We start from the raw sequence: 18,821 nt of genomic DNA, 5'->3' as shown, positions 1-18,821 counted from the left end.
GCCCCGGGGCCGTACCCCCCCGGGCCCCACGCCCCTTGAAGAGCGCGCCGGATCGGCGCGCTCTTTGTCTTCCCTCCACAAGGCCCCGGGCGTACCTTGAGCGCCAAATCTGATGTGTCGTCAGCTATTTGGGCCGCGCGGAAGCGGCGCACGGCGACTCCCGGCAGGAGGGGAATTCGAGGTGTCGTACCAGAAGCGAACAGCTCTCGCGCTGGCGTCCGGGCTGGCGGGGGCGGTGGTGCTGATGGCCGCGCCCGCCGCTCACGCGACGGTCGTCGACGTCAACTACAAGTGCAAGACCCCGATCGGGGACAAGGCCGCCGTGTCGCCCATCGACATCAAGAGCGTCAAGAGCGGCAGCGGCTACAAGCTCACGATGTCCTTCCAGAAGGGCGTCTCCTCCAGCCCGGTCGAACTGGGCAAGGGGGCGATGAGCCCCAGCGCGGTGATCAAGGTGGGCGGCGCCGACCCGGGCCAGGTCCAGGTCGCCGGAGCGGCCAACTCGGCCGCGATCCCCGCCAACAGCCCCATCAAGATCAGTGACCTGTCGGGGACGTACACCCCGAAGAAGAGCGGAAAGGTCGACTTCACCGCCGGGGTGCTCACCATCAAGGCACTCGGTACGACGACGACCTGCACCCCGTCCAACAACCCGGGCCCCTCGCTCTCCCTCGACGTCAAGGCCGCCGGCGCAGGCGCGCAGAGCGCACCGGATGCCAACACCTCGCTGCCGAAGACCGGCCCGCTCGACTCGGCGGTGGCGCTCGGCACGCTCGGCGGCACGGTGCTGCTTACCGGCGCGGCCGGGGTGCTGTGGCTGACCAGGCGCGGGCAGCGGGCCACGGGCTGACCCCCGCGAACCGCCGCCGCCGTCACGCACCAGGGAGCCGCCCATGCCGCCGTTGACCGGTCACGCCACCCGATCCGCCCTTGCCGTACCGCTGCTCGCCGCCCTGTGGTGGGCCGTCGCCATGACCGCGGCGGCCGGTGCCGGCGAGCACCCGGCCGCCCCGGCGTGGACGGCGCAGCCCGCGGCGAACGGCGCGGGCCGGGACGGCGGCAGACCGTACTTCTACCTGGAGGGCCTGCCCGGCAGCGTCCTCCAGGACCGCCTCTCGGTCACCAACCCGGGCCCGGAGCCGGTGACCGTACGGCTGCGCGGCGCCGACGCGTACAACACCGCGAAGGGCGGCTTCGCGGTACGCGGCGCGCACGGCTCCACCGGTACCGGGGCCTGGCTGCGGACGGCCGCCACCGAGGTGACCGTGCCCGGCCGGACCCGTGCGCAGGTGCCCGTCTCCGTCACCGTGCCCCAGGACGCGCTGCCCGGTGACCACCCGGGCGCGATCGTCGCCGAGAGCGGCGGCCGCTCGGTGGGCGTCCGGGTCCAGCTGCGGGTCGGCGGGCCGACGCTGGCCGCGCTCACGGTCGAGGACGTCACGGTGTCCGGGCGGGCCATCCACTACACCCTGGTCAACCGGGGCAACGCGGTTCTCGCGCCCCGTCTCGCCGTCAGCGCCGACGGGGTGTTCGCCGCCCTGCTGCGACGCGGCGCCCGCACCCTGCCCGTCGAGCTGCTGCCCGGACAGCGGGTACGGCTCGCCGAACCGTGGCGGGACACCCCCGCCCTCGACTCCGCCACCGTCCGGCTGCGCGTCACGGCGGCGGGCGGCGCGCACAGCGAGGCCACGGCCCCGGCGCTCTTCGTCCCGTGGGTGCCGGTGACCGGGGGCGCGCTGCTGCTCCTGGCCGGGGCCGCCGCGGGTACGTACGCCCACCGGCGCCGGCGAGGAGTACGGCGGAGCGGGCACGACGACGGGGCCGTCCCGTCACCTGACCATCAACAGCATTCCGACGAGAGGCACTTGGTGAAGGCGGGAGCGGAATCGTGACTGGACGGACCGGACCGGCGGCACTCCGGAGCGGCGGCCGCGGGCGGGCGGCCCTGCTGCTTGCCGCACTGCTGGCCGCGATACTGCCCGCCCTGCTGCTGACCGCGACCGGCGCCCACGCCACCGGCCGCAGCGCCGCGGACCCGAAACCGGCGGTCACGCTCTCCGGGAAGCAGGCGGGCAAGGGTGGCGAGATCACCGTCAAGGGCAGCGGCTGGCGGGCGAACACCCTGCTGATGATGCTGGTCTGCGGGCAGTCCAGCCCCGCCCGCGGGGTGATCGGCGGGACCAACTCCTGCGCCAACGCGGACGGCCGCGCCGTCACCACCGACTCCAAGGGCGCGTTCGCCAAGAAGCTGCCGGTCGCGGAGCCGCCCGTACCCTGCCCCTGCGTGGTGCACGTCGCCACGGTCACCGGGGACCAGTCCGTGGCCGACGCCGTGTTCGTCGTCGCCGGGCACCCCGTCGCCGCACTGCCCAAGCAGACCGGTGACGGAAAGCTCGCCGTCCTCGCCACCACCCGGCTGGAGGGCGACAGCACCATCCTCACCTGGTTCGGCGCCCCGGCATCGCGCCGTCTCGTCCTGACCGTCGGCAATCTGGGCTCCGCCGCGGTCAAGGACCCGGTCTTCGAGGTCGGCACCGCACACGGCGTCTACGCCCCGCAGTGGGAGGAACGGCAGTGGCGCGGCACCATCGAGCCCGGCCGCAAGGCGCGGATCGAGCTGTCCGTCGAGCTGACGGCGGGCGCCCACGGCGACTACCAGGTCTCGCTGAAGTTCGGCACGAAGGTGCTGGCCGAACAGCCCTGGGGGGTCGGCCGCCCGTGGGGCGTGACGCTCTTCTGGATCCTGCTCTGCCTCGTCGTGCCCGCCGCCGTGTTCCGTATCGGCATGGCGGTCGTCGACAAGGTACGGCCGCGCTCCGCGCACGCGGCGGCCCGGTCGCGGCGGGGCCCCGACCGGTTCGCCGATGTGACGGCCCGGTTGCCGAGGCTGCGGCGGGCACCCGCGCCGTCCGAGGGCCCCGCGCCCGCGACGGGCGCGAGCACCACCACGGCCGTGCTGCCGTGGTTCAACCCTGATTCCGCACCGTCAGAGCACAGACCGACGACGAAGGGACATTCGTGAGTACGCAACGCAGGACGGTCGCGGCGGGAGTCGCGATGATGATCGGCGGGGCGGGCATGCTGTTCGCCGCCAGCCCTGCCCAGGCCGCCGACATCTCGTACAAGACGGAGTGCATACCCCCGGCCATCTCCGGACTGCCGGCCGTCCAGGGCACCACCCAGGTGCAGCTGACCGCACCCGCCGAGGCGAAGGTCGGGGACACCGTCGAGGTGGTGTGGAAGACGGTCGCGGCCGCCTCCAAGAACCCCGATGTCCTGGACCTGAACAAGGACACCGTCCAGCCGACCGGCACGGTCAAGCTGGGCGGCGCCGCCAGTGGCGACCTGAAGATGGAGGGGCCGCGGCAGAACCCGCCGATCCCCAAGAACTCCGCGATGATCCTGCCGGACATGAAGGGATCGCTGAAGCTGGAGAAGGCGGGTGACCTCACGCTGACGCCGGACGGGTACAACATCAACGTCTCCAAGCCGATCTCGACGGACACCAAGTGCTCCCCGAAGGAGACGGTGAAGCCGGGCGCGACGATCAAGGTCACGGACGGCGGCGGGGGCACGACCGGGGGTACGACCGCCGGTGGGACGACTGCCGGGGGGACGACCGCCGGCGGGACGACTGCCGGGGGGACGACCGCCGGCGGGACGACGGCGGGTGGCACGACCAGCGCAGGTGGTACCGACACCGGGGGCACGGCCACCGGCGGCGACACCGGCGGTACGGACGCCGGGGGCGCCACCGCAGGATCCGGCGGCACCGGCGGTGCCACCGACTTCCCGGGCAAGGAGGTCGCCGTCAACTTCACCTGCAAGTCGCCCGGCCCGCCCGACATCGCCTCCAAGGTGACGATCAACGCCAAGAAGAACGGCGGCAGCTACGGACTCACGGTCAAGACGGCCAAGGGCGTGATGGACAGCCCGGCGGACCTGCCCGCGGGCGCGCTCAAGCCGTCCATGCAGATCGTCATCGGCGGCGCCGACAAGGGCTCCGTGGCCGTCAAGGGACCGGGGAACCCCGAGCCCCTGAAGACGGGCAAGCCGGTCGACCTGCCCGACATGACCGGTACGTACAAGCCGGGGGCCTCCGGCAAGTCCACCCTCACCCCGGGCACCCTGACGATCGACGTCACGCTCGGCGTCTCGAAGATCAACATCCCGTGCACGGTCAAGGGCGCCGCGAAGGCGTCGCTCGAACTCGACACCACCGCCCAGCAGGGCGGTGCGTCCGGCGGTGACACCGCGGGCTCCGGTGGAGCGGCGGCGGCCGGTGGCACGGCCTCCGGCGGCGGTCTCGCGGCCACCGGCGCCGAGGACAACGGCGCCCTGCGCGCACTCGGCCTGGTCGCCGGCACGGCGATCCTGCTGGGCGGCGCGGTGTTCACGTTCACCCCGTGGCGCAGGCTGCGGTCCGGCCGGTGAGCTGAACCCGTACGGCACAAAGGCAAGGGGCCTTCGCACCGCTCGGTGCGAAGGCCCCTTCCCCGTGGAGGGCGAGGTCAGTTCACGTCGCCCATGAGCTTCGTGACCTTCCTGCGGTACATCCAGATGCCGAAGCCGGCGACGACCGCGAGTATCGCCTCGACCGCGACGGCGGCCGAGGTGTTCAGGTCGACGTCGAGCTGCGGGGAGGTGAGGAGACCGGTCAGGGAGTCGCCCGCGGTGACCGCGAGGAACCAGACACCCATCATCTGGGAGCTGTACTTCGCCGGGGCCATCTTCGTGGTGACCGACAGGCCGACCGGCGAGAGGCAGAGCTCCGCGACGGTCTGGATGAAGTAGATCGCCACCAGCCACATCGGGCTCACCCGGCCGCCGTTGGCCGCGGTGTCGATCAGCGGGATCATGAAGACGATGAACGAGATGCCGATCAGCGTGAGGCTGGAGGCGAACTTGACGGCGGTGCTCGGCTCCTTGCCGCGCTTGTTCAGCCACAGCCACGCCGAGGCGACCACGGGGGCCGCCGCCATGATGAAGACCGGGTTCAGCGACTGGTACCAGGACGTGGGGAAGTCGAACCCGAACAGGCTGTTCGTGGTCGAGTTCTCACCGAAGATCGACAGGGTCGAGCCGTTCTGGTCGTAGATCATCCAGAAGACGGCGGCGACCACGAAGAACCAGATGTAGCCCGACAGCTTGGACTGCTCGACCTCGGTCAGGTCCTTGTCGCGCTTCATCCGGACCAGGACCGCGACCGGGATGACCAGACCGGCGATGGTGATCGGCAGCAGCGCCCAGTCGGCGAAGTTGCCGGTGACGGCGAGCAGACCGTAGAAGACGGTCGCGACGATCAGCCAGATCAGGCCCTTGCGCAGGACGGAGCTCTTCTCCTGCGCGGTCGCCGGAGTGGCGACGACATCGCTCTCCCGGCTCAGATGGCGCGAGCCCAGCAGGAACTGGGCGAGGCCCAGCGCCATGCCGATCGCGGCGAGCGCGAAGCCGAAGTGCCAGTTGACCTTCTCGCCGATGGTGCCGATGGACAGCGGGGCGAGGAAGGCGCCCAGGTTGATCCCGATGTAGAAGAGCGTGAAGCCACCGTCACGGCGCGGGTCCTCCGGGCCGTTGTAGAGGTGGCCGACCATCGTGGAGATGTTCGCCTTCAGCAGGCCGGAGCCGAGCGCGACGAGCACCAGACCCGCGAAGAAGGACGCCGCGTTGGGCAGTGCGAGCGTGATGTGACCGAGGATGACGACACCGGCGCCGATGGAGACCGTCTTGCGCGGCCCCCAGAAGCGGTCGGCCATCCAGCCGCCGGGCATGGCGAGCAGGTAGACCATCGCCATGTAGACGGAGTAGATCGCCGTCGCCGTGGTGGCACTCATGTGCATGCCGCCGGGGGCGATCAGGTACAGCGGGAGCAGCGCCTTCATGCCGTAGAAGCTGTAGCGCTCCCACATCTCGGTCATGAAGAGCGTGGCCAGGCCCCGGGGGTGGCCGAGGAAGGTCTTTTCTACGCCAGGGGAACTGGCAGGGTCCTTCGTCAGGCTGGACGCCATGGTCGATCCTTGCTTGCTCGGGACGCGTCGCCACTTGCAGCGGTACGCGCCCGGTGGGGGGAGGCCGGCACCGACGCGGGTACGCCCACCGCGTCGGGATCCACGCCCGGTGCCTTCATTGGCGTTCCGGGCCCGGCCCACAGGTCATTCACTGAGACTTCCGGACTGGCGGGTACCAGTCCTGCACACAAAAGAGACCCTTGGCGCTAATAGCTGCCCAAAGGTCTTTGAGTCGTGCAACAGGCGTTGAGACACCATACGACATGACAGAACCCGATATGGAAGGACTTGAGACATGAATCACAGGTCAGAGTGTGATCACGCTCCCATATTCGAAGGTCTGATCGCGAACGGGGCGCAGACCCGCAGGGCTCTTGGATCACCTCACTCCTGGTCCGCTGCGCGGACTACCATCACTCCATGACCCGTGTACTGCTCGCCGAGGACGACGCATCCATCTCGGAGCCATTGGCCCGCGCCCTGCGTCGGGAGGGTTACGAGGTCGAGGTCCGCGAAGACGGTCCGACCGCTCTCGACGCCGGCCTCCAGGGTGGCATCGACCTGGTCGTACTCGACCTGGGGCTGCCCGGGATGGACGGCCTCGAAGTCGCCCGCAGGCTCCGCGCCGAGGGCCACACCGTGCCGGTCCTGGTGCTGACCGCCCGCGCCGACGAGGTCGACACGGTCGTCGGCCTCGACGCCGGCGCCGACGACTACGTCACCAAGCCCTTCCGGCTGGCCGAGCTCCTGGCCCGGGTCCGGGCGCTGCTGCGCCGCGGGGCCACCGAGCCCGCTCCGCAGCCCGCCACCCACGGGGTCAGGATCGACGTCGAGTCGCACCGGGCCTGGATGGGCGACGAGGAACTCCAGCTCACCGCCAAGGAATTCGACCTGCTGCGGGTCCTGGTGCGCGACGCGGGCCGGGTCGTCACCCGCGACCAGCTGATGCGCGAGGTCTGGGACACCACCTGGTGGTCGTCCACCAAGACCCTCGACATGCACATCTCCTGGCTCCGCAAGAAGCTCGGGGACGACGCCGCCAATCCGCGCTACATCGCCACCGTCCGGGGCGTCGGCTTCCGCTTCGAGAAGAGCTGACGTACAGACACACTCATGCGCCGAAGACTGATCAACTCCACCCTCGCCGTGGTGCTCGTGGTGATCGCCGTCTTCGGCGTCTCCCTCGTCATCGTGGAGGCCCGCACCATCAGCAGCAGTGCCCAGGAGAGCGTCGACTCCGAGGCGCTGCGGGTGATCAGCGTCATCGAGAGCCGGCTCCTGGGCTCCGAGCGGATCAACCCCGGGGTGCTGGCCGAACAGGTCGACGACAAGCGCTACGCCCTGGTGAAGATGCCCGGCCGGGCCCCGATCGAGGTGGGCGAGCGCCCCAGCGGCAGCGTGATCAGCGCCACCCAGGTGGGCGAACACGGCGAGCAGGTCACCATTGAGGAGTCCCGCTCCGCCGTCACCCGCGAGGTCGGCCGCACCCTGATGATCATCGGCGCGGTGGCGCTGCTGGCCATCATCTCCGCGGTCCTCCTCGCCGTGCGCCAGGCCAACCGGCTGACCTCGCCGCTCACCGACCTCGCCGAGACCGCGGAACGCCTCGGCTCCGGCGACCCGCGCCCGCGCCACAAGCGGTACGGGGTGCCGGAGCTGGACCGGGTCGCCGATGTGCTCGACTCCTCGGCCGAACGGATCGCCCGGATGCTGACCGCGGAGCGCCGGCTCGCCGCCGACGCCTCCCACCAGCTCCGTACGCCGCTGACCGCGCTCTCCATGCGGATCGAGGAGATCTCGGTCACCGATGACCCGGAGACGGTGAAGGAGGAGGCGAACATCGCCCTCACCCAGGTCGAGCGGCTCACGGACGTGGTGCAGCGGCTGCTGACCAACGCCCGGGACCCGCGAACCGGCTCGGCCGTCGTCTTCGACCTCGACGAGGTCGTCAAGCAGCAGATCGAGGAGTGGCGCCCGGCCTACCGGAGCGAGGGCCGCGCGGTCGTCCGCTCCGGCAAGCAGGGGCTGCGAGCCGTCGGTACGCCGGGCGCGGTCGCGCAGGTGCTGGCCGCGCTGATCGAGAACTCGCTGATGCACGGTGGCGGCACGGTCGCCCTGCGCACCCGGGTCACCGGAAACCAGGCGGTCATCGAGGTGACGGACGAGGGCCCCGGAGTCCCCGCCGACCTGGGTGCGCGGATCTTCGAGCGCACCATCAGCGGCCGCAACTCCACGGGCATCGGCCTCGCGGTCGCCCGGGACCTGGCGGAGGCGGACGGCGGCCGCCTGGAACTGCTCCAGCAGCAGCCCCCGGTCTTCGCCCTGTTCCTCAGCCGAGTCGCCCTGAACAGAAAAGAACCGGAACGCCCGGTGAGGTAGGGCCGTATCCGGTTCAGCCGAAGCACACGCACGACCGGAGCCCGGCCCGCCTCTTCCAGGCCGACGCCGGCAATATCAAGCCCGTCCGGCGGGTGAGGACAGAGCGTCCGCCCGGACACCCTCGGGCCATGGATCCGCCCGCTACCGCCCCACCGGATCCGCCTGGACCCGCGCAACGGGAGCCGGCACGGGCGCCGCCCCCGAGGCAGCCGGGGCAGCCGCGGCCGGGCCCGTAGGCGCAGGCACGGCCCCCGCCCCCGCAGGCTCACTCAGCACGGCCTCTTTGGCAGGCAGCGCCTTGAACACCCAGCTCCGGTACGACCAGAAGCGGAACAACGTCGCGATACCGATCCCGATGATCTTGAAGACATTGCTCTGGACCGGGCTGTCCCAGCCGAACCCGTACGTCGCCACGTACAGCACCCCGGTCTCGATGACCGCCCCCACCGCGCTGAACAGCAGGAACAGCGTCAGCTCCCGGGTCCGGCCGCTCTTGTCGCGGTCCCGGTACGTCCAGTAGCGGAAGCCGACGTAGTTGCAGAGGATGGCGACGAACGTGGCCATCAGGCCCGCCCGGACCGTCGGGATGGCCGTGTAGCGCCACAGCAGGTTGGATACCGCGATATTGACGACCAGACCGACCGCACCGACCACGCCGAACTTGGCGATCTCCCGGGCCAGCAGATCCAGCCGGGCCCGCAGTGCGCCCCGTTCACTCATGGTGATTGCTCAGCCCGTCTGTCGGTTCGTCTTCAGGTTCCGTCAACCCGGCCATGCTAACCAGCCCGTCCGCCGTCCGCCCGGGAGTACCGGCAGGGGTGTGGCGAGGCTGTGACATCCGTCTACCCGTTCCGGTACGGCCCAGGCCCCCGCTCAGCCCCCGCCGCGTTTCCTTCGCAGGGCATCGTCGGGCGGCCCCGGAGCGTGCGGATACCCTGGAGGAGTGACGTTCCCGGTAGTCGGCATGGTCGGTGGCGGTCAGCTCGCCCGTATGACCCACGAGGCGGGCATCCCCCTCGGCATCAAGTTCAAGCTCCTCAGCGACACCGCTCAGGACTCGGCGGCCCTGGTCGTGAGCGAAGTCGTCGTGGGCGACTATCGCGACCTGGACACGCTGCGCGCCTTCGCGCGCGGCTGCGACGTGATCACCTTCGATCACGAGCACGTGCCGACCGAGCACCTGCGGGCCCTGGAGGCGGACGGCATCCCCGTGCGCCCCGGCCCCGACGCGCTGGTGCACGCCCAGGACAAGGGGGTGATGCGCGCGAAGCTCACCGAGATCGGCGCGCCCTGCCCCCGCCATCGCATCGTGAAGGACCCGGCCGACGCCGCGGCCTTCGCCCACGAGGCCGGCGGCTTCCCCGTCATCCTCAAGACCGTGCGCGGCGGCTACGACGGCAAGGGCGTCTGGGTGGTCCGCTCCGAGGCGGACGCGGCCGACCCCTTCCGGGCCGGTGTCCCGGTCCTCGCCGAGGAGAAGGTCGACTTCGTACGGGAGCTGGCGGCCAACATCGTCCGCTCGCCGCACGGCCAGGCCGTCGCCTACCCGGTCGTCGAGTCCGTCCAGGTGAACGGCGTCTGCGACACGGTCATCGCCCCCGCCCCCGGGCTGGACGAGCGGCTCGCGGGCGAGGCCCAGCAGCTCGCGCTGCGGATCGCGGCCGAGCTGGGCGTGGTCGGCCACCTCGCGGTGGAGCTGTTCGAGGTCCGGGGAGCCGACGGGAAGCCCGCCATCCTCGTCAACGAGCTGGCGATGCGCCCGCACAACTCCGGGCACTGGACGCAGGACGGCGCGATCACCTCGCAGTTCGCCAACCACGTCCGGGCCGTCCTCGACCTCCCGCTCGGCGACCCGCGCCCGCGCGCCACCTGGACGGTCATGAGCAACGTCCTCGGCGGCGACTACCCGGACATGTACCAGGCGTACCTGCACTGCATGGCCCGCGACCCGCAGCTCAAGATCCACATGTACGGAAAGGACGTGAAGCCCGGCCGCAAGGTCGGCCACGTCAACACCTACGGCGACGACCTGGCGGATGTGCGAGAGCGCGCCCGGCACGCGGCCGACTACCTGCGAGGAACGATCACCGAATGACTTCCCCCGCCTCCGCCGCACCGGTCGTCGGCATCGTCATGGGCTCCGACTCCGACTGGCCCGTCATGGAAGCAGCGGCCAAGGCCCTCGACGAGTTCGAGATCCCCTACGAGGTGGACGTCGTCTCCGCCCACCGCATGCCGCACGAAATGATCGCGTACGGGGAGAACGCCGCGGGCCGCGGCCTGAAGGCGGTCATCGCGGGCGCGGGCGGCGCCGCCCACCTGCCCGGGATGCTCGCCTCGGTCACCCCGCTGCCGGTCATCGGCGTACCGGTCCCGCTGAAGTACCTGGACGGCATGGACAGCCTGCTCTCCATCGTGCAGATGCCCGCGGGCGTCCCCGTCGCCACCGTCTCGGTCGCCGGCGCACGCAACGCGGGTCTGCTGGCGGCCCGCATCCTCGCCGCCCACGACAGCGAGCTGCAGGCCCGCATGGTCGAGTTCCAGAAGGAGCTGAACGACCAGGCGACGGAGAAGGGCAAGCGCCTGCGCACCAAGGTCCGGGGCGCCGACTCCTTCGGCTTCGGAAAGTAGGGCAGTGATGGACCAGCTGGAGCGGGCCCGGGAACTCCTCGCGGAGCACCCCGTCGTCGACGGCCACAACGACCTGCCGTGGGCGCTGCGCGAACAGGTCAACTACGACCTGGACGCCCGAGACATCGCCACCGACCAGTCGGCCCATCTGCACACCGACATCCCGCGGCTGCGCGCCGGCGGCGTCGGCGCCCAGTTCTGGTCCGTCTACGTACGGTCGGACATGGCGGGCGACGACGCCGTCAGCGCCACCCTGGAGCAGATCGACGCGGTCGCCGAACTGCTGGCCCGCCACCCGGCCGACCTGCGGCGCGCGCTGACGGCCGACGACATGGAGGCGGCCCGCGCCGAGGGCCGTATCGCCTCCCTGATGGGCGCCGAGGGCGGCCACTCCATCAACAACTCGCTGGGCACCCTGCGCGCCCTGCACACCCTCGGCGTCCGCTACATGACGCTGACCCACAACGACAACATCGCCTGGGCGGACTCGGCGACCGACGACCCGGGTGTCGGCGGGCTCTCACCGTTCGGCCACGAGGTCGTACGGGAGATGAACCGCACCGGGATGCTGGTCGACCTCTCGCACGTGGCGGCCACGACGATGCGCGACGCCCTGCGCACGTCCACCGCACCGGTGATGTTCTCGCACTCCTCGGCGCGGGCGATCTGCGACCACCCGCGCAACATCCCCGACGACGTCCTCGCGCAGCTCCCGGCCAACGGCGGCATCGCCATGGCGACCTTCGTGCCGAAGTTCGTCCTGCCGGAGGCCGTCGCCTGGACGCAGTCCGCGGACGAGAACATGCGCGCCCAGGGCCTGCACCACCTGGACACCACCGAGCGGGGCATGAAGGTCCACGCCGCGTTCGAGGCGGCGAACCCCCGCCCGATGGCGACCGTCGCGACGATCGCGGACCACCTCGACCACATGCGCGAGGTGGCCGGGATCGACCACATCGGCATCGGCGGCGACTACGACGGCACCGCGTTCCTCCCGCAGGGCCTGGAAGACGTCGCGGGCTACCCGAACCTGATCGCGGAGCTGCTGGGGCGCGGCTGGTCCGCCGCCGACCTGGCCAAGCTCACCTGGCACAACGCGGTACGGGTGCTGCGCGCCGCGCAGGACGTGTCCCGCGACCTGTCCGCCCGCCGCGGCCCGTCGCACGCCACGATCGAACAGCTGGACACCCCGACGGCCTGAGCTCGCACCGGGGCCGGGGCGTCCAGCCGCCTCGCCCCGGCTAACCGGCGCAGAGACAGAACGGGTGCCCCGCCGGATCGGCGTACACCCGGAAGCTGCGCTCCCGGTCATCCGCTTCGAGCACCGTCGCACCCAGCGCCAGGACCTCCCGCTCCGCCGCGTCCATATCCTGCACGGTCAGATCCAGATGGAACTGCTGCGAGCCGTCCGGACGCGGCCACTGCGGCGGTACGAAGCCGGGCGCGGCCTGGAAGGCGAGCGGTGTGCCGGTGCCTCCCGTGAGGTCCACCCAGTCCCCCTGCTGCTCGATCCTGCCACCGAGCACTTCGGCGTAGAAACCGGCCAGAGCGACGGGATCGGGGCAGTCCAGAACGACGGCACCCAGTACGGCAATAGCCATGACGTTTCCTCCTCGGGCAGATGCAGATGTCGGTCGCACGGTTACTGGTAAGGCGGCCCAACCGGTAACCGTTACTGCATGCTCCCTCAATGGAGGTAACGTCGCAACCATGAATGAGAGGGATTCCGCACCCGGCGGACTCGCGCTGATCGAAGCCTTGGTCAACACCCTGGACGTCGAGACCGGTGCGGACACCCTCGATACGGTCGACGGGCGCGCCGCGTTCGCCATCGCCGAGCCGGACGCCCCGGCGGCCCGCTCTCTGCGCGAGGCCCTGCGCACCGTCTGTCTCGCCCACGCCGGCCACATCCCGCCCGGCGGCGACGCGGTGTCTTCGCTCGACCGGCTGCTCGCCGACGCGCCCCTGCGCGTCACCGTGGACGAGGCGGGCGCCGCGGCGCTGCGTCCCGTCGAGGAGCCGCCCGGACTGACCGCCCGGGTCGCGGCGGCCATCGCCACCGCGTCGGCGGACGGGACCTGGGCCCGTCTCAAGGCGTGCGAGGCGGCGGACTGCCGTTGGGCGTACTACGACCGCAGCCCGGCGGGACGCCGCCGCTGGTGCTCGATGTCGGTGTGCGGCGCCCGCGCGAAGATGCGCACCTACCGCGCGAAGCGCGGCTGAGGAACGGGCCGGCGCGGGCCCGCCTCGGCCCGGAGGCCTGATCCCCCGGGCCCCGGGGTTCAGGCCTTCGGCCGCCCCATCGCCCGGAACGTCCACCCGGCCTCGCGCCACACCACGGGGTCCAGCGCGTTGCGCCCGTCCAGGATGATCCGGCGGTCGGCGGCCTCGCCCAGCAGCGCCGGGTCCAGGTCGCGGAACTCGCTCCACTCCGTCAGGTGCAGCACCACATCGGCGCCGCGCACCGCGTCCAGCGCCGTTTCGGCGTAACCGAGCGTGGGGAAGAGGCGGCGGGCGTTGTCCATGCCCTTCGGGTCGAAGACCGTGACCTGGCCGCCCTGGAGGTGGATCTGCCCGGCGACGTTCAGGGCCGGCGAGTCGCGTACGTCGTCCGAGTCCGGCTTGAAGGTGGCGCCCAGGACGCCCACCCGCTTGCCGAGGAACGAGTCGCCGCCGACGGCCTCCCTGGCGAGCTCCACCATGTGGCCGCGACGCCGCATGTTGATGGAGTCGACCTCGCGGAGGAAGGTCAGCGCCTGGTCGGCGCCCAGTTCGCCGGCGCGCGCCATGAAGGCGCGGATGTCCTTGGGCAGACAGCCGCCGCCGAATCCGATGCCCGCGCGCAGGAACTTCTTCCCGATCCGCTCGTCGTGGCCGATCGCCTCGGCCAGCTTCACGACGTCGCCGTCGGCGGCCTCGCAGACCTCGGCCATGGCGTTGATGAAGGAGATCTTGGTGGCCAGGAAGGAGTTGGCCGAGGTCTTCACCAGTTCGGCGGTCGGGAAGTCCGTCACCACGAACGGGGACCCCTCCGCGACCGGTACGGCGTACACCTCGCGCAGCAGCTTCTCGGCCCGCTCGCTCTGCACCCCGACGACGATTCGGTCCGGGTGCAGCGTGTCCTTGACGGCGAAGCCCTCGCGGAGGAACTCCGGGTTCCACGCCAGCTCGGCCGCGTCGCCCACGGGCGCGATCTCAGCGAGCCGCGCCGCGAGCCGGGCCGCGGAGCCGACCGGCACGGTGGACTTGCCGACCACCAGGGCGGGCCTGGTCAGAAGCGGTGCGAGCGACTCGAAGGCGCTGTCCACGTAGCTCATGTCGCAGGCGTACTCGCCGTGCTTCTGCGGGGTGTTCACGCAGACGAAGTGCACATCACCGAATTCCGCCACCTCTTCCCATGAGGTGGTGAAGCGCAGCCGCCCGCTGGAGCCCTCGATGCCCGCGACATGGTTCTTCAGGATCTCTTCCAGTCCCGGTTCGTACATCGGGACCCGGCCGGCCGACAGCAGCTCGACCTTCTCGGGCACGACATCGAGCCCGAGCACTTCGAAGCCCAGCTCCGCCATGGCCGCGGCGTGGGTGGCGCCGAGGTAGCCGGTGCCGATCACGGTGATCCTGAGGGCCATGTAGTGCTCCTGTGAGATGCGGACAGACGTGCGGTGAACGAGCATAGTCCTGCCTCTGAATCGCTCCATTCCGGCTGTCGCGAAGCTCACGGCTCCCTCTCCTATGCCGCTGCCGGGGCGGGCGCCTAAAATTGGGTTACTTAACGGTAGTTAGCATCCTGGGGAGTGAGAGTCGTGGCGGGTTCGACCGATTTCGACCTGTACCGTCCGGCCGAGGAGCACGAGATGCTCCGTGAGACGGTGCGTGCGCTCGCCGAGGCGAAGATCGCCCCGTTCGCAGCCGCGGTCGATGAGGAGGCCCGCTTCCCGCAGGAGGCGCTGGACGCCCTGACCGCCGCGGACCTGCACGCCGTCCACGTACCGGAGGAGTACGGCGGCGCCGGTGCCGACGCGCTCGCCACGGTCATCGTGATCGAGGAGGTGGCCCGCGCCTGTGTCTCCTCCTCCCTCATCCCCGCCGTGAACAAGCTCGGCTCGCTCCCGGTGATCCTGTCCGGCTCCGAGGACCTGAAGAAGAAGTACCTGGGCCCGCTCGCCAAGGGCGACGGCATGTTCTCGTACGCCCTCTCGGAGCCCGACGCGGGCTCCGACGCCGCCGGCATGAAGACCAAGGCCGTCCGCGACGGCGACTTCTGGGTCCTCAACGGTGTGAAGCGCTGGATCACCAACGCGGGCGTCTCCGAGTACTACACGGTCATGGCCGTCACCGACCCGACCAAGCGGTCCAAGGGCATCTCGGCCTTCGTCGTCGAGAAGTCGGACGAGGGTGTCTCCTTCGGTGCCCCGGAGAAGAAGCTCGGCATCAAGGGCTCCCCGACCCGCGAGGTCTACTTCGACAACGTCCGCATCCCCGCCGACCGCATGATCGGCGAGGAGGGCACCGGCTTCGCCACCGCGATGAAGACCCTGGACCACACCCGCATCACGATCGCCGCCCAGGCCCTCGGTGTCGCCCAGGGCGCGCTCGACTACGCCAAGGGCTACGTCCAGGAGCGCAAGCAGTTCGGCAAGCCGATCGGCGACTTCCAGGGGATCCAGTTCATGCTCGCCGACATGGCCATGAAGCTGGAGGCGGCCCGCCAGCTCACCTACTCGGCCGCCGCCAAGTCCGAGCGCCTCGACAGCGACCTCACCTTCTTCGGCGCCGCGGCCAAGTGCTTCGCCTCCGACGTGGCGATGGAGGTCACCACGGACGCGGTCCAGCTGCTGGGCGGTTACGGCTACACGCGGGACTACCCGGTGGAGCGGATGATGCGGGACGCGAAGATCACCCAGATCTACGAGGGCACGAATCAGGTCCAGCGGATCGTCATGGCCCGGAACCTGCCATAGCAAGGTTTTTGCAGGTCGGCGGGACTTTCAGGGTCCAGGGGGCTGCCCTGGGGTTCTCGGCCGTCGCGGCCCGATCAGGGCCGTTCCTGGGCGTCGTGCTGGGGGAATCCTGGGCGGATGCCCGGCTGGAAACGCCCACTGACCAGCACAAACAACACAGCCCCCGGCATCGCGCTGGGGGCTGTTGTCGTTTGTCGATCAGGCGACCCCTGACACCTCCGTGGGGTCGTCAGCGCCAGGCGTCAGCATCGTTGCGATGGCGGCCCGGCCGCGCTGCTCGGCTCCTTCGAAGATAAGGAACTGCCCGGAATCGTCGTGACCGTGGAACGGGCAGAGAAGACCGGCCGGCCGGCGCGGAGCGTGCGGAGAACCGCGCAACGGTCGTCAGACTGGACGCCTACCGCATGACGCCCGAGCAGGCTCCGGAGCTCAAGCCCGTGAAGCGGCCAGAACCGCTCATCGACTCCAACCCCTTCCGCGCACTGCTCTGAGTCGCTCGAACAATAATAACGAACGCCTCTGCCAAGAACGGCAGGGGCGTTCGTATTTTGGTCAGCGTCGCAGTTCCCGAGACGAGTTCAGCACGCGCAGTGCAGACATGAACGTCGGCCGGAAACCGGGACAGTGCCGCTCAGTTGGCAGCGTCCATGCTTCCCAGCAGGCCATTATCGCGGACTTCCGAGGAACCCCGGACGACGTGAGCGACGCCGTGGCGGCCCGTATGCGACGCAACGAGGTGCTGAGCAAGGGCGGGCGCCGGTTCTCATTCGTGCTTGAAGAGTCGGTCTTGCGATATCGGCCGTGCAGTGCCGAAACCATGGCGGCGCAGCTTGGGCACCTGCTCGGCGTCATGAACCTTCAGAACGTCGCTGTGGGCATCGTCCCGTTCTCGCAGCAACGGGCCGTGTGGCCCATGCCGACCTTCACGATCTTCGACGACCGGAGGGTGCACGCCGACACTCTGGACGCCGCCTCAACGCTCACGCAACCCAGCCAAGTCGATTTGTACGACCGAGCCTTCGAACGTCTCTCACAGCAGGCTGCACGGGGAGCAGCCGCCCGCTCCCTCATCGCAGACGCGGTGGCATCCCTCGGCTGACCAGCGACGATGACACCTCGCAGCGCAGCGGACAGCGTTCTTCGAGTACGGAACCGACGTCCGGATTGTTGGCGGGTGACATGATCACGTTGGCGTCGGGCGCGGGTCCGGTGCCTCGGGAGGGATCATGAAGTTCTACCTGGCCATACCTCTTGTCCTGGTGGCGTTGCTCATCGCCGCCTCCGGCGTAGCGGCGGTTGCTCGTGGGTGGGTGCTCCCCACGAACCGGCTGCCGATCCTCCGCCCCCGCCTCTACGGCTGGGGTCAGTTGATGGTTGCCTGCGCGCTGTGCTGGCAGGTGCTGTTCCTGTTGGTCCTCAGCGACTCCGGCACCCGCCAGTGGGGGACTCTGGCCGGCAGCGTGCTTCTGCTGATCGGCCTCATCGTGATGATGGTGAGTCGGCGCGCGACTGGTGGTCGGCAGGGCAGCGGCACGTCCTGAGGGTGTGTTCCGCTCGGCCACCTGCGGCATTACGGCCTCCGGTGTCACGCCGGAGGCCGTACGCATGGGGCTCTGTCAGTCCACCTGCGACTGTCCGACGGCTTCCTCGGCGGAGGAGGCGGTGGTTGCGTGTTCGAGCCACCGGTTGAGGAGCTGGGGGTCGCCGCAGCTGGTGATCTTCTCGCGGATCTCGTCGGTGACGGCGATGCCGCGTACTTCGAAGATCAGTAGGAGGCCCCTTGCCAGGCCTTCGGCCAGACCTTTGTCCAGGCCTTCGGCCCGGCCTTCGTCCCGGATTTCCTCCGACAGGAAGGACTTGTAGAAAGAGGTATCCACGGCCACCAGGTTCCTCCACTGTTGTGCGGCCGGGCGGTTGCCCAGTCCCTGTGCGGTGAGTTCGACGATGGGGTCGGTGATGGTTTCCGGTGCCTCCCGCAGCGCGGCGGACAGCGTTTTCAGTATGGCACCGACGTCCGGATTGTCGGCGTGTGTGATGGCGGCGGGAGTGGCGAGGGCGAGGTCCTTGCGGGCATCGGCCACGTTGGTGATGACGGGCATGTTGTGCGGCCCCGCGACGAGGGGGTTGAGGGTCAGCGTCTGCCATTGGCGGAGGCCGATGGTGAGGGGCCGGGCGGCCCATTCGGCGGTGGCGTGGTCCTGGCAGACGACCAGGAGCAGGACGGGCAGGCCGCCGTATCTGTTGTGCAGGTAGGTGACGTAGTAGGGCCAGCTGGTCGTCTTGCGCAGGTCCTTCTTGCCCTGGGCCTCGATGGCGAGCAGGAAGGGCCCGTCGTCCCGCGTTTCGATGCGCAGGAGGGTGTCGACCCGGCGTTCGACGGGTCGGGCTTCGGTGAGGTCGGTGGGCAGGATGGTGACCGAGGTGGGTGGCGGGATGTCGATGCCCAGCACTTCGGACACGCGGGAGAAGAGACCCGGGTACTCCTGGAAGATGCGGTGCATCGCTTCGTGCGGTGAGCTGACCATGCAGGTCCGTTCGGGTTGAGGGTGGGTATACGTCACGCGGCTCTGTGCATGACGTCTGGCTGATCCGCCCGGCAGTCGCGGCAGTGTCCCGGCTCGGTGGCGCGGAAGGCCCGCTCGCAGGTGTCGCAGTTCTGGAGCGGGATGACGACGACCTTGCGGCGCTGTGGTGCGAGGTCCCCGGTGCCGGGGAGCGGGGCCGGCAGGCGTGTCGTGATCCGGTGCCGGAGCAGCCTCGCCGGGTGCTTGAGGGGGACCGGGAGGTCGGTGGTGAGGGCGTGGCGGATGGTGTCGGGGTGGCTGTCGCGTTCGAGCCAGGTGGC

The 18,821-nt window shown here is 70.2% G+C and carries 17 protein-coding genes and 2 pseudogenes; 13 read left to right on the top strand and 6 right to left on the bottom strand.

Annotated features, from left to right (window positions below):
* The first annotated feature begins 181 nt into the window (after window positions 1–181).
* From J1C73_RS27690 to J1C73_RS27675, 4 genes are read left to right on the top strand one after another with little or no spacing between them, the layout of a single operon-like run.
* Window positions 182–850, top strand: a complete 669-nt coding sequence (locus tag J1C73_RS27690) for a peptidase (protein ID WP_207318778.1) — start codon at window positions 182–184, stop codon at window positions 848–850.
* A gap of 43 nt (window positions 851–893) precedes the next feature.
* Window positions 894–1,892, top strand: a complete 999-nt coding sequence (locus tag J1C73_RS27685; protein ID WP_207318777.1) for a COG1470 family protein — start codon at window positions 894–896, stop codon at window positions 1,890–1,892.
* Window positions 1,889–3,022: a hypothetical protein gene (locus J1C73_RS27680; protein WP_207318776.1), complete on the top strand. Its 1,134-nt coding sequence runs from the start codon at window positions 1,889–1,891 to the stop codon at window positions 3,020–3,022. The genes J1C73_RS27685 and J1C73_RS27680 overlap by 4 nt, the downstream gene beginning before the upstream one ends.
* A gap of 38 nt (window positions 3,023–3,060) precedes the next feature.
* Complete coding sequence (locus J1C73_RS27675; RefSeq protein ID WP_207318780.1) at window positions 3,061–4,434, top strand: hypothetical protein; 1,374 nt, start codon at window positions 3,061–3,063, stop codon at window positions 4,432–4,434.
* A gap of 77 nt (window positions 4,435–4,511) precedes the next feature.
* Here the strand turns inward: J1C73_RS27675 and J1C73_RS27670 are convergent, their stop codons facing one another.
* On the bottom strand, window positions 4,512–6,008 hold the full coding sequence (locus tag J1C73_RS27670) for a peptide MFS transporter (protein WP_207318775.1): 1,497 nt from the start codon (window positions 6,006–6,008) through the stop codon (window positions 4,512–4,514).
* 420 nt (window positions 6,009–6,428) lie between these two features.
* On the opposite strand from J1C73_RS27670, the gene J1C73_RS27665 reads away from it, so the two are divergent.
* A complete protein-coding gene (locus tag J1C73_RS27665) occupies window positions 6,429–7,106 on the top strand; it encodes a response regulator transcription factor (RefSeq protein WP_018524728.1) in 678 nt (225 codons plus the stop codon).
* Between the two features lie 15 nt (window positions 7,107–7,121).
* Window positions 7,122–8,387, top strand: a complete 1,266-nt coding sequence (locus tag J1C73_RS27660; protein ID WP_123459719.1) for a sensor histidine kinase — start codon at window positions 7,122–7,124, stop codon at window positions 8,385–8,387.
* Between the two features lie 141 nt (window positions 8,388–8,528).
* Here the strand turns inward: J1C73_RS27660 and J1C73_RS27655 are convergent, their stop codons facing one another.
* Window positions 8,529–9,107, bottom strand: a complete 579-nt coding sequence (locus tag J1C73_RS27655; RefSeq protein ID WP_242644785.1) for a GtrA family protein — start codon at window positions 9,105–9,107, stop codon at window positions 8,529–8,531.
* Window positions 9,108–9,351: 244 nt separating this feature from the next.
* On the opposite strand from J1C73_RS27655, the gene J1C73_RS27650 reads away from it, so the two are divergent.
* Genes J1C73_RS27650 through J1C73_RS27640 form a run of 3 tightly spaced genes read left to right on the top strand, consistent with a single transcriptional unit; the run spans window position 9,352 to window position 12,219 of the window.
* A complete protein-coding gene (locus tag J1C73_RS27650) occupies window positions 9,352–10,482 on the top strand; it encodes a 5-(carboxyamino)imidazole ribonucleotide synthase (RefSeq protein WP_207318779.1) in 1,131 nt (376 codons plus the stop codon).
* Window positions 10,479–11,018, top strand: coding sequence for a 5-(carboxyamino)imidazole ribonucleotide mutase (gene purE / locus J1C73_RS27645; RefSeq protein ID WP_123459716.1), 540 nt, complete (start codon window positions 10,479–10,481; stop codon window positions 11,016–11,018). The genes J1C73_RS27650 and purE overlap by 4 nt, the downstream gene beginning before the upstream one ends.
* Window positions 11,019–11,025: 7 nt before the next feature.
* The gene (locus J1C73_RS27640; RefSeq protein ID WP_207318774.1) at window positions 11,026–12,219 is read left to right on the top strand and encodes a dipeptidase; all 1,194 of its coding nucleotides are present in this window, start codon (window positions 11,026–11,028) and stop codon (window positions 12,217–12,219) included.
* A 40-nt stretch (window positions 12,220–12,259) separates the two neighbouring features.
* On the opposite strand, the gene J1C73_RS27635 is transcribed toward J1C73_RS27640, so the two are convergent.
* Window positions 12,260–12,619 carry a VOC family protein gene (locus J1C73_RS27635; protein WP_207318773.1) on the bottom strand — a complete coding sequence of 120 codons (360 nt, stop codon included), beginning with the start codon at window positions 12,617–12,619 and terminating at the stop codon, window positions 12,260–12,262.
* Between the two features lie 109 nt (window positions 12,620–12,728).
* Between J1C73_RS27635 and J1C73_RS27630 the strand changes: the two genes are divergently transcribed.
* Entirely contained in the window at window positions 12,729–13,241 is a 513-nt protein-coding gene (locus J1C73_RS27630; RefSeq protein ID WP_207318772.1) for a CGNR zinc finger domain-containing protein, read from the top strand.
* Between the two features lie 59 nt (window positions 13,242–13,300).
* Here the strand turns inward: J1C73_RS27630 and J1C73_RS27625 are convergent, their stop codons facing one another.
* Entirely contained in the window at window positions 13,301–14,644 is a 1,344-nt protein-coding gene (locus J1C73_RS27625; protein WP_207318771.1) for a UDP-glucose dehydrogenase family protein, read from the bottom strand.
* A 174-nt stretch (window positions 14,645–14,818) separates the two neighbouring features.
* Between J1C73_RS27625 and J1C73_RS27620 the strand changes: the two genes are divergently transcribed.
* The 3 genes and pseudogenes from J1C73_RS27620 (at window position 14,819) to J1C73_RS27610 (ending at window position 17,517) form a co-directional block, all read left to right on the top strand.
* On the top strand, window positions 14,819–15,976 hold the full coding sequence (locus tag J1C73_RS27620; RefSeq protein ID WP_207318770.1) for an acyl-CoA dehydrogenase family protein: 1,158 nt from the start codon (window positions 14,819–14,821) through the stop codon (window positions 15,974–15,976).
* Window positions 15,977–16,640: 664 nt separating this feature from the next.
* A pseudogene (locus tag J1C73_RS27615) lies at window positions 16,641–17,075 on the top strand (DUF5753 domain-containing protein); the annotation flags it as partial.
* A 127-nt stretch (window positions 17,076–17,202) separates the two neighbouring features.
* Window positions 17,203–17,517 carry a hypothetical protein gene (locus tag J1C73_RS27610; protein WP_207318769.1) on the top strand — a complete coding sequence of 105 codons (315 nt, stop codon included), beginning with the start codon at window positions 17,203–17,205 and terminating at the stop codon, window positions 17,515–17,517.
* 75 nt (window positions 17,518–17,592) lie between these two features.
* Here J1C73_RS27610 and J1C73_RS27605 read toward each other — a convergent pair whose 3' ends face one another.
* Window positions 17,593–18,501: a hypothetical protein gene (locus J1C73_RS27605; protein ID WP_207318768.1), complete on the bottom strand. Its 909-nt coding sequence runs from the start codon at window positions 18,499–18,501 to the stop codon at window positions 17,593–17,595.
* Window positions 18,502–18,533: 32 nt separating this feature from the next.
* Window positions 18,534–18,821: pseudogene (locus J1C73_RS27600) on the bottom strand (helix-turn-helix domain-containing protein); the annotation flags it as partial.

Source organism: Streptomyces laculatispora, assembly GCF_017353455.1.
In the GTDB taxonomy this organism is placed as follows: domain Bacteria; phylum Actinomycetota; class Actinomycetes; order Streptomycetales; family Streptomycetaceae; genus Streptomyces; species Streptomyces laculatispora.
This window is presented reverse-complemented; position numbering and strand designations above follow the sequence as displayed.

Coding starts and splice junctions, on each gene's coding strand:
- J1C73_RS27625 (WP_207318771.1), bottom strand. CDS start 14,644: ATGGCCCTCAGGATCACCGTGATCGGCACCGGCTACCTCGGCGCCACC.
- J1C73_RS27655 (WP_242644785.1), bottom strand. CDS start 9,107: ATGAGTGAACGGGGCGCACTGCGGGCCCGGCTGGATCTGCTGGCCCGG.
- J1C73_RS27635 (WP_207318773.1), bottom strand. CDS start 12,619: ATGGCTATTGCCGTACTGGGTGCCGTCGTTCTGGACTGCCCCGATCCC.
- J1C73_RS27630 (WP_207318772.1), top strand. CDS start 12,729: ATGAATGAGAGGGATTCCGCACCCGGCGGACTCGCGCTGATCGAAGCC.
- J1C73_RS27660 (WP_123459719.1), top strand. CDS start 7,122: ATGCGCCGAAGACTGATCAACTCCACCCTCGCCGTGGTGCTCGTGGTG.
- J1C73_RS27675 (WP_207318780.1), top strand. CDS start 3,061: ATGATCGGCGGGGCGGGCATGCTGTTCGCCGCCAGCCCTGCCCAGGCC.
- purE (WP_123459716.1), top strand. CDS start 10,479: ATGACTTCCCCCGCCTCCGCCGCACCGGTCGTCGGCATCGTCATGGGC.
- J1C73_RS27665 (WP_018524728.1), top strand. CDS start 6,429: ATGACCCGTGTACTGCTCGCCGAGGACGACGCATCCATCTCGGAGCCA.
- J1C73_RS27650 (WP_207318779.1), top strand. CDS start 9,352: ATGGTCGGTGGCGGTCAGCTCGCCCGTATGACCCACGAGGCGGGCATC.
- J1C73_RS27605 (WP_207318768.1), bottom strand. CDS start 18,501: ATGGTCAGCTCACCGCACGAAGCGATGCACCGCATCTTCCAGGAGTAC.
- J1C73_RS27640 (WP_207318774.1), top strand. CDS start 11,026: ATGGACCAGCTGGAGCGGGCCCGGGAACTCCTCGCGGAGCACCCCGTC.
- J1C73_RS27610 (WP_207318769.1), top strand. CDS start 17,203: ATGAAGTTCTACCTGGCCATACCTCTTGTCCTGGTGGCGTTGCTCATC.
- J1C73_RS27685 (WP_207318777.1), top strand. CDS start 894: ATGCCGCCGTTGACCGGTCACGCCACCCGATCCGCCCTTGCCGTACCG.
- J1C73_RS27670 (WP_207318775.1), bottom strand. CDS start 6,008: ATGGCGTCCAGCCTGACGAAGGACCCTGCCAGTTCCCCTGGCGTAGAA.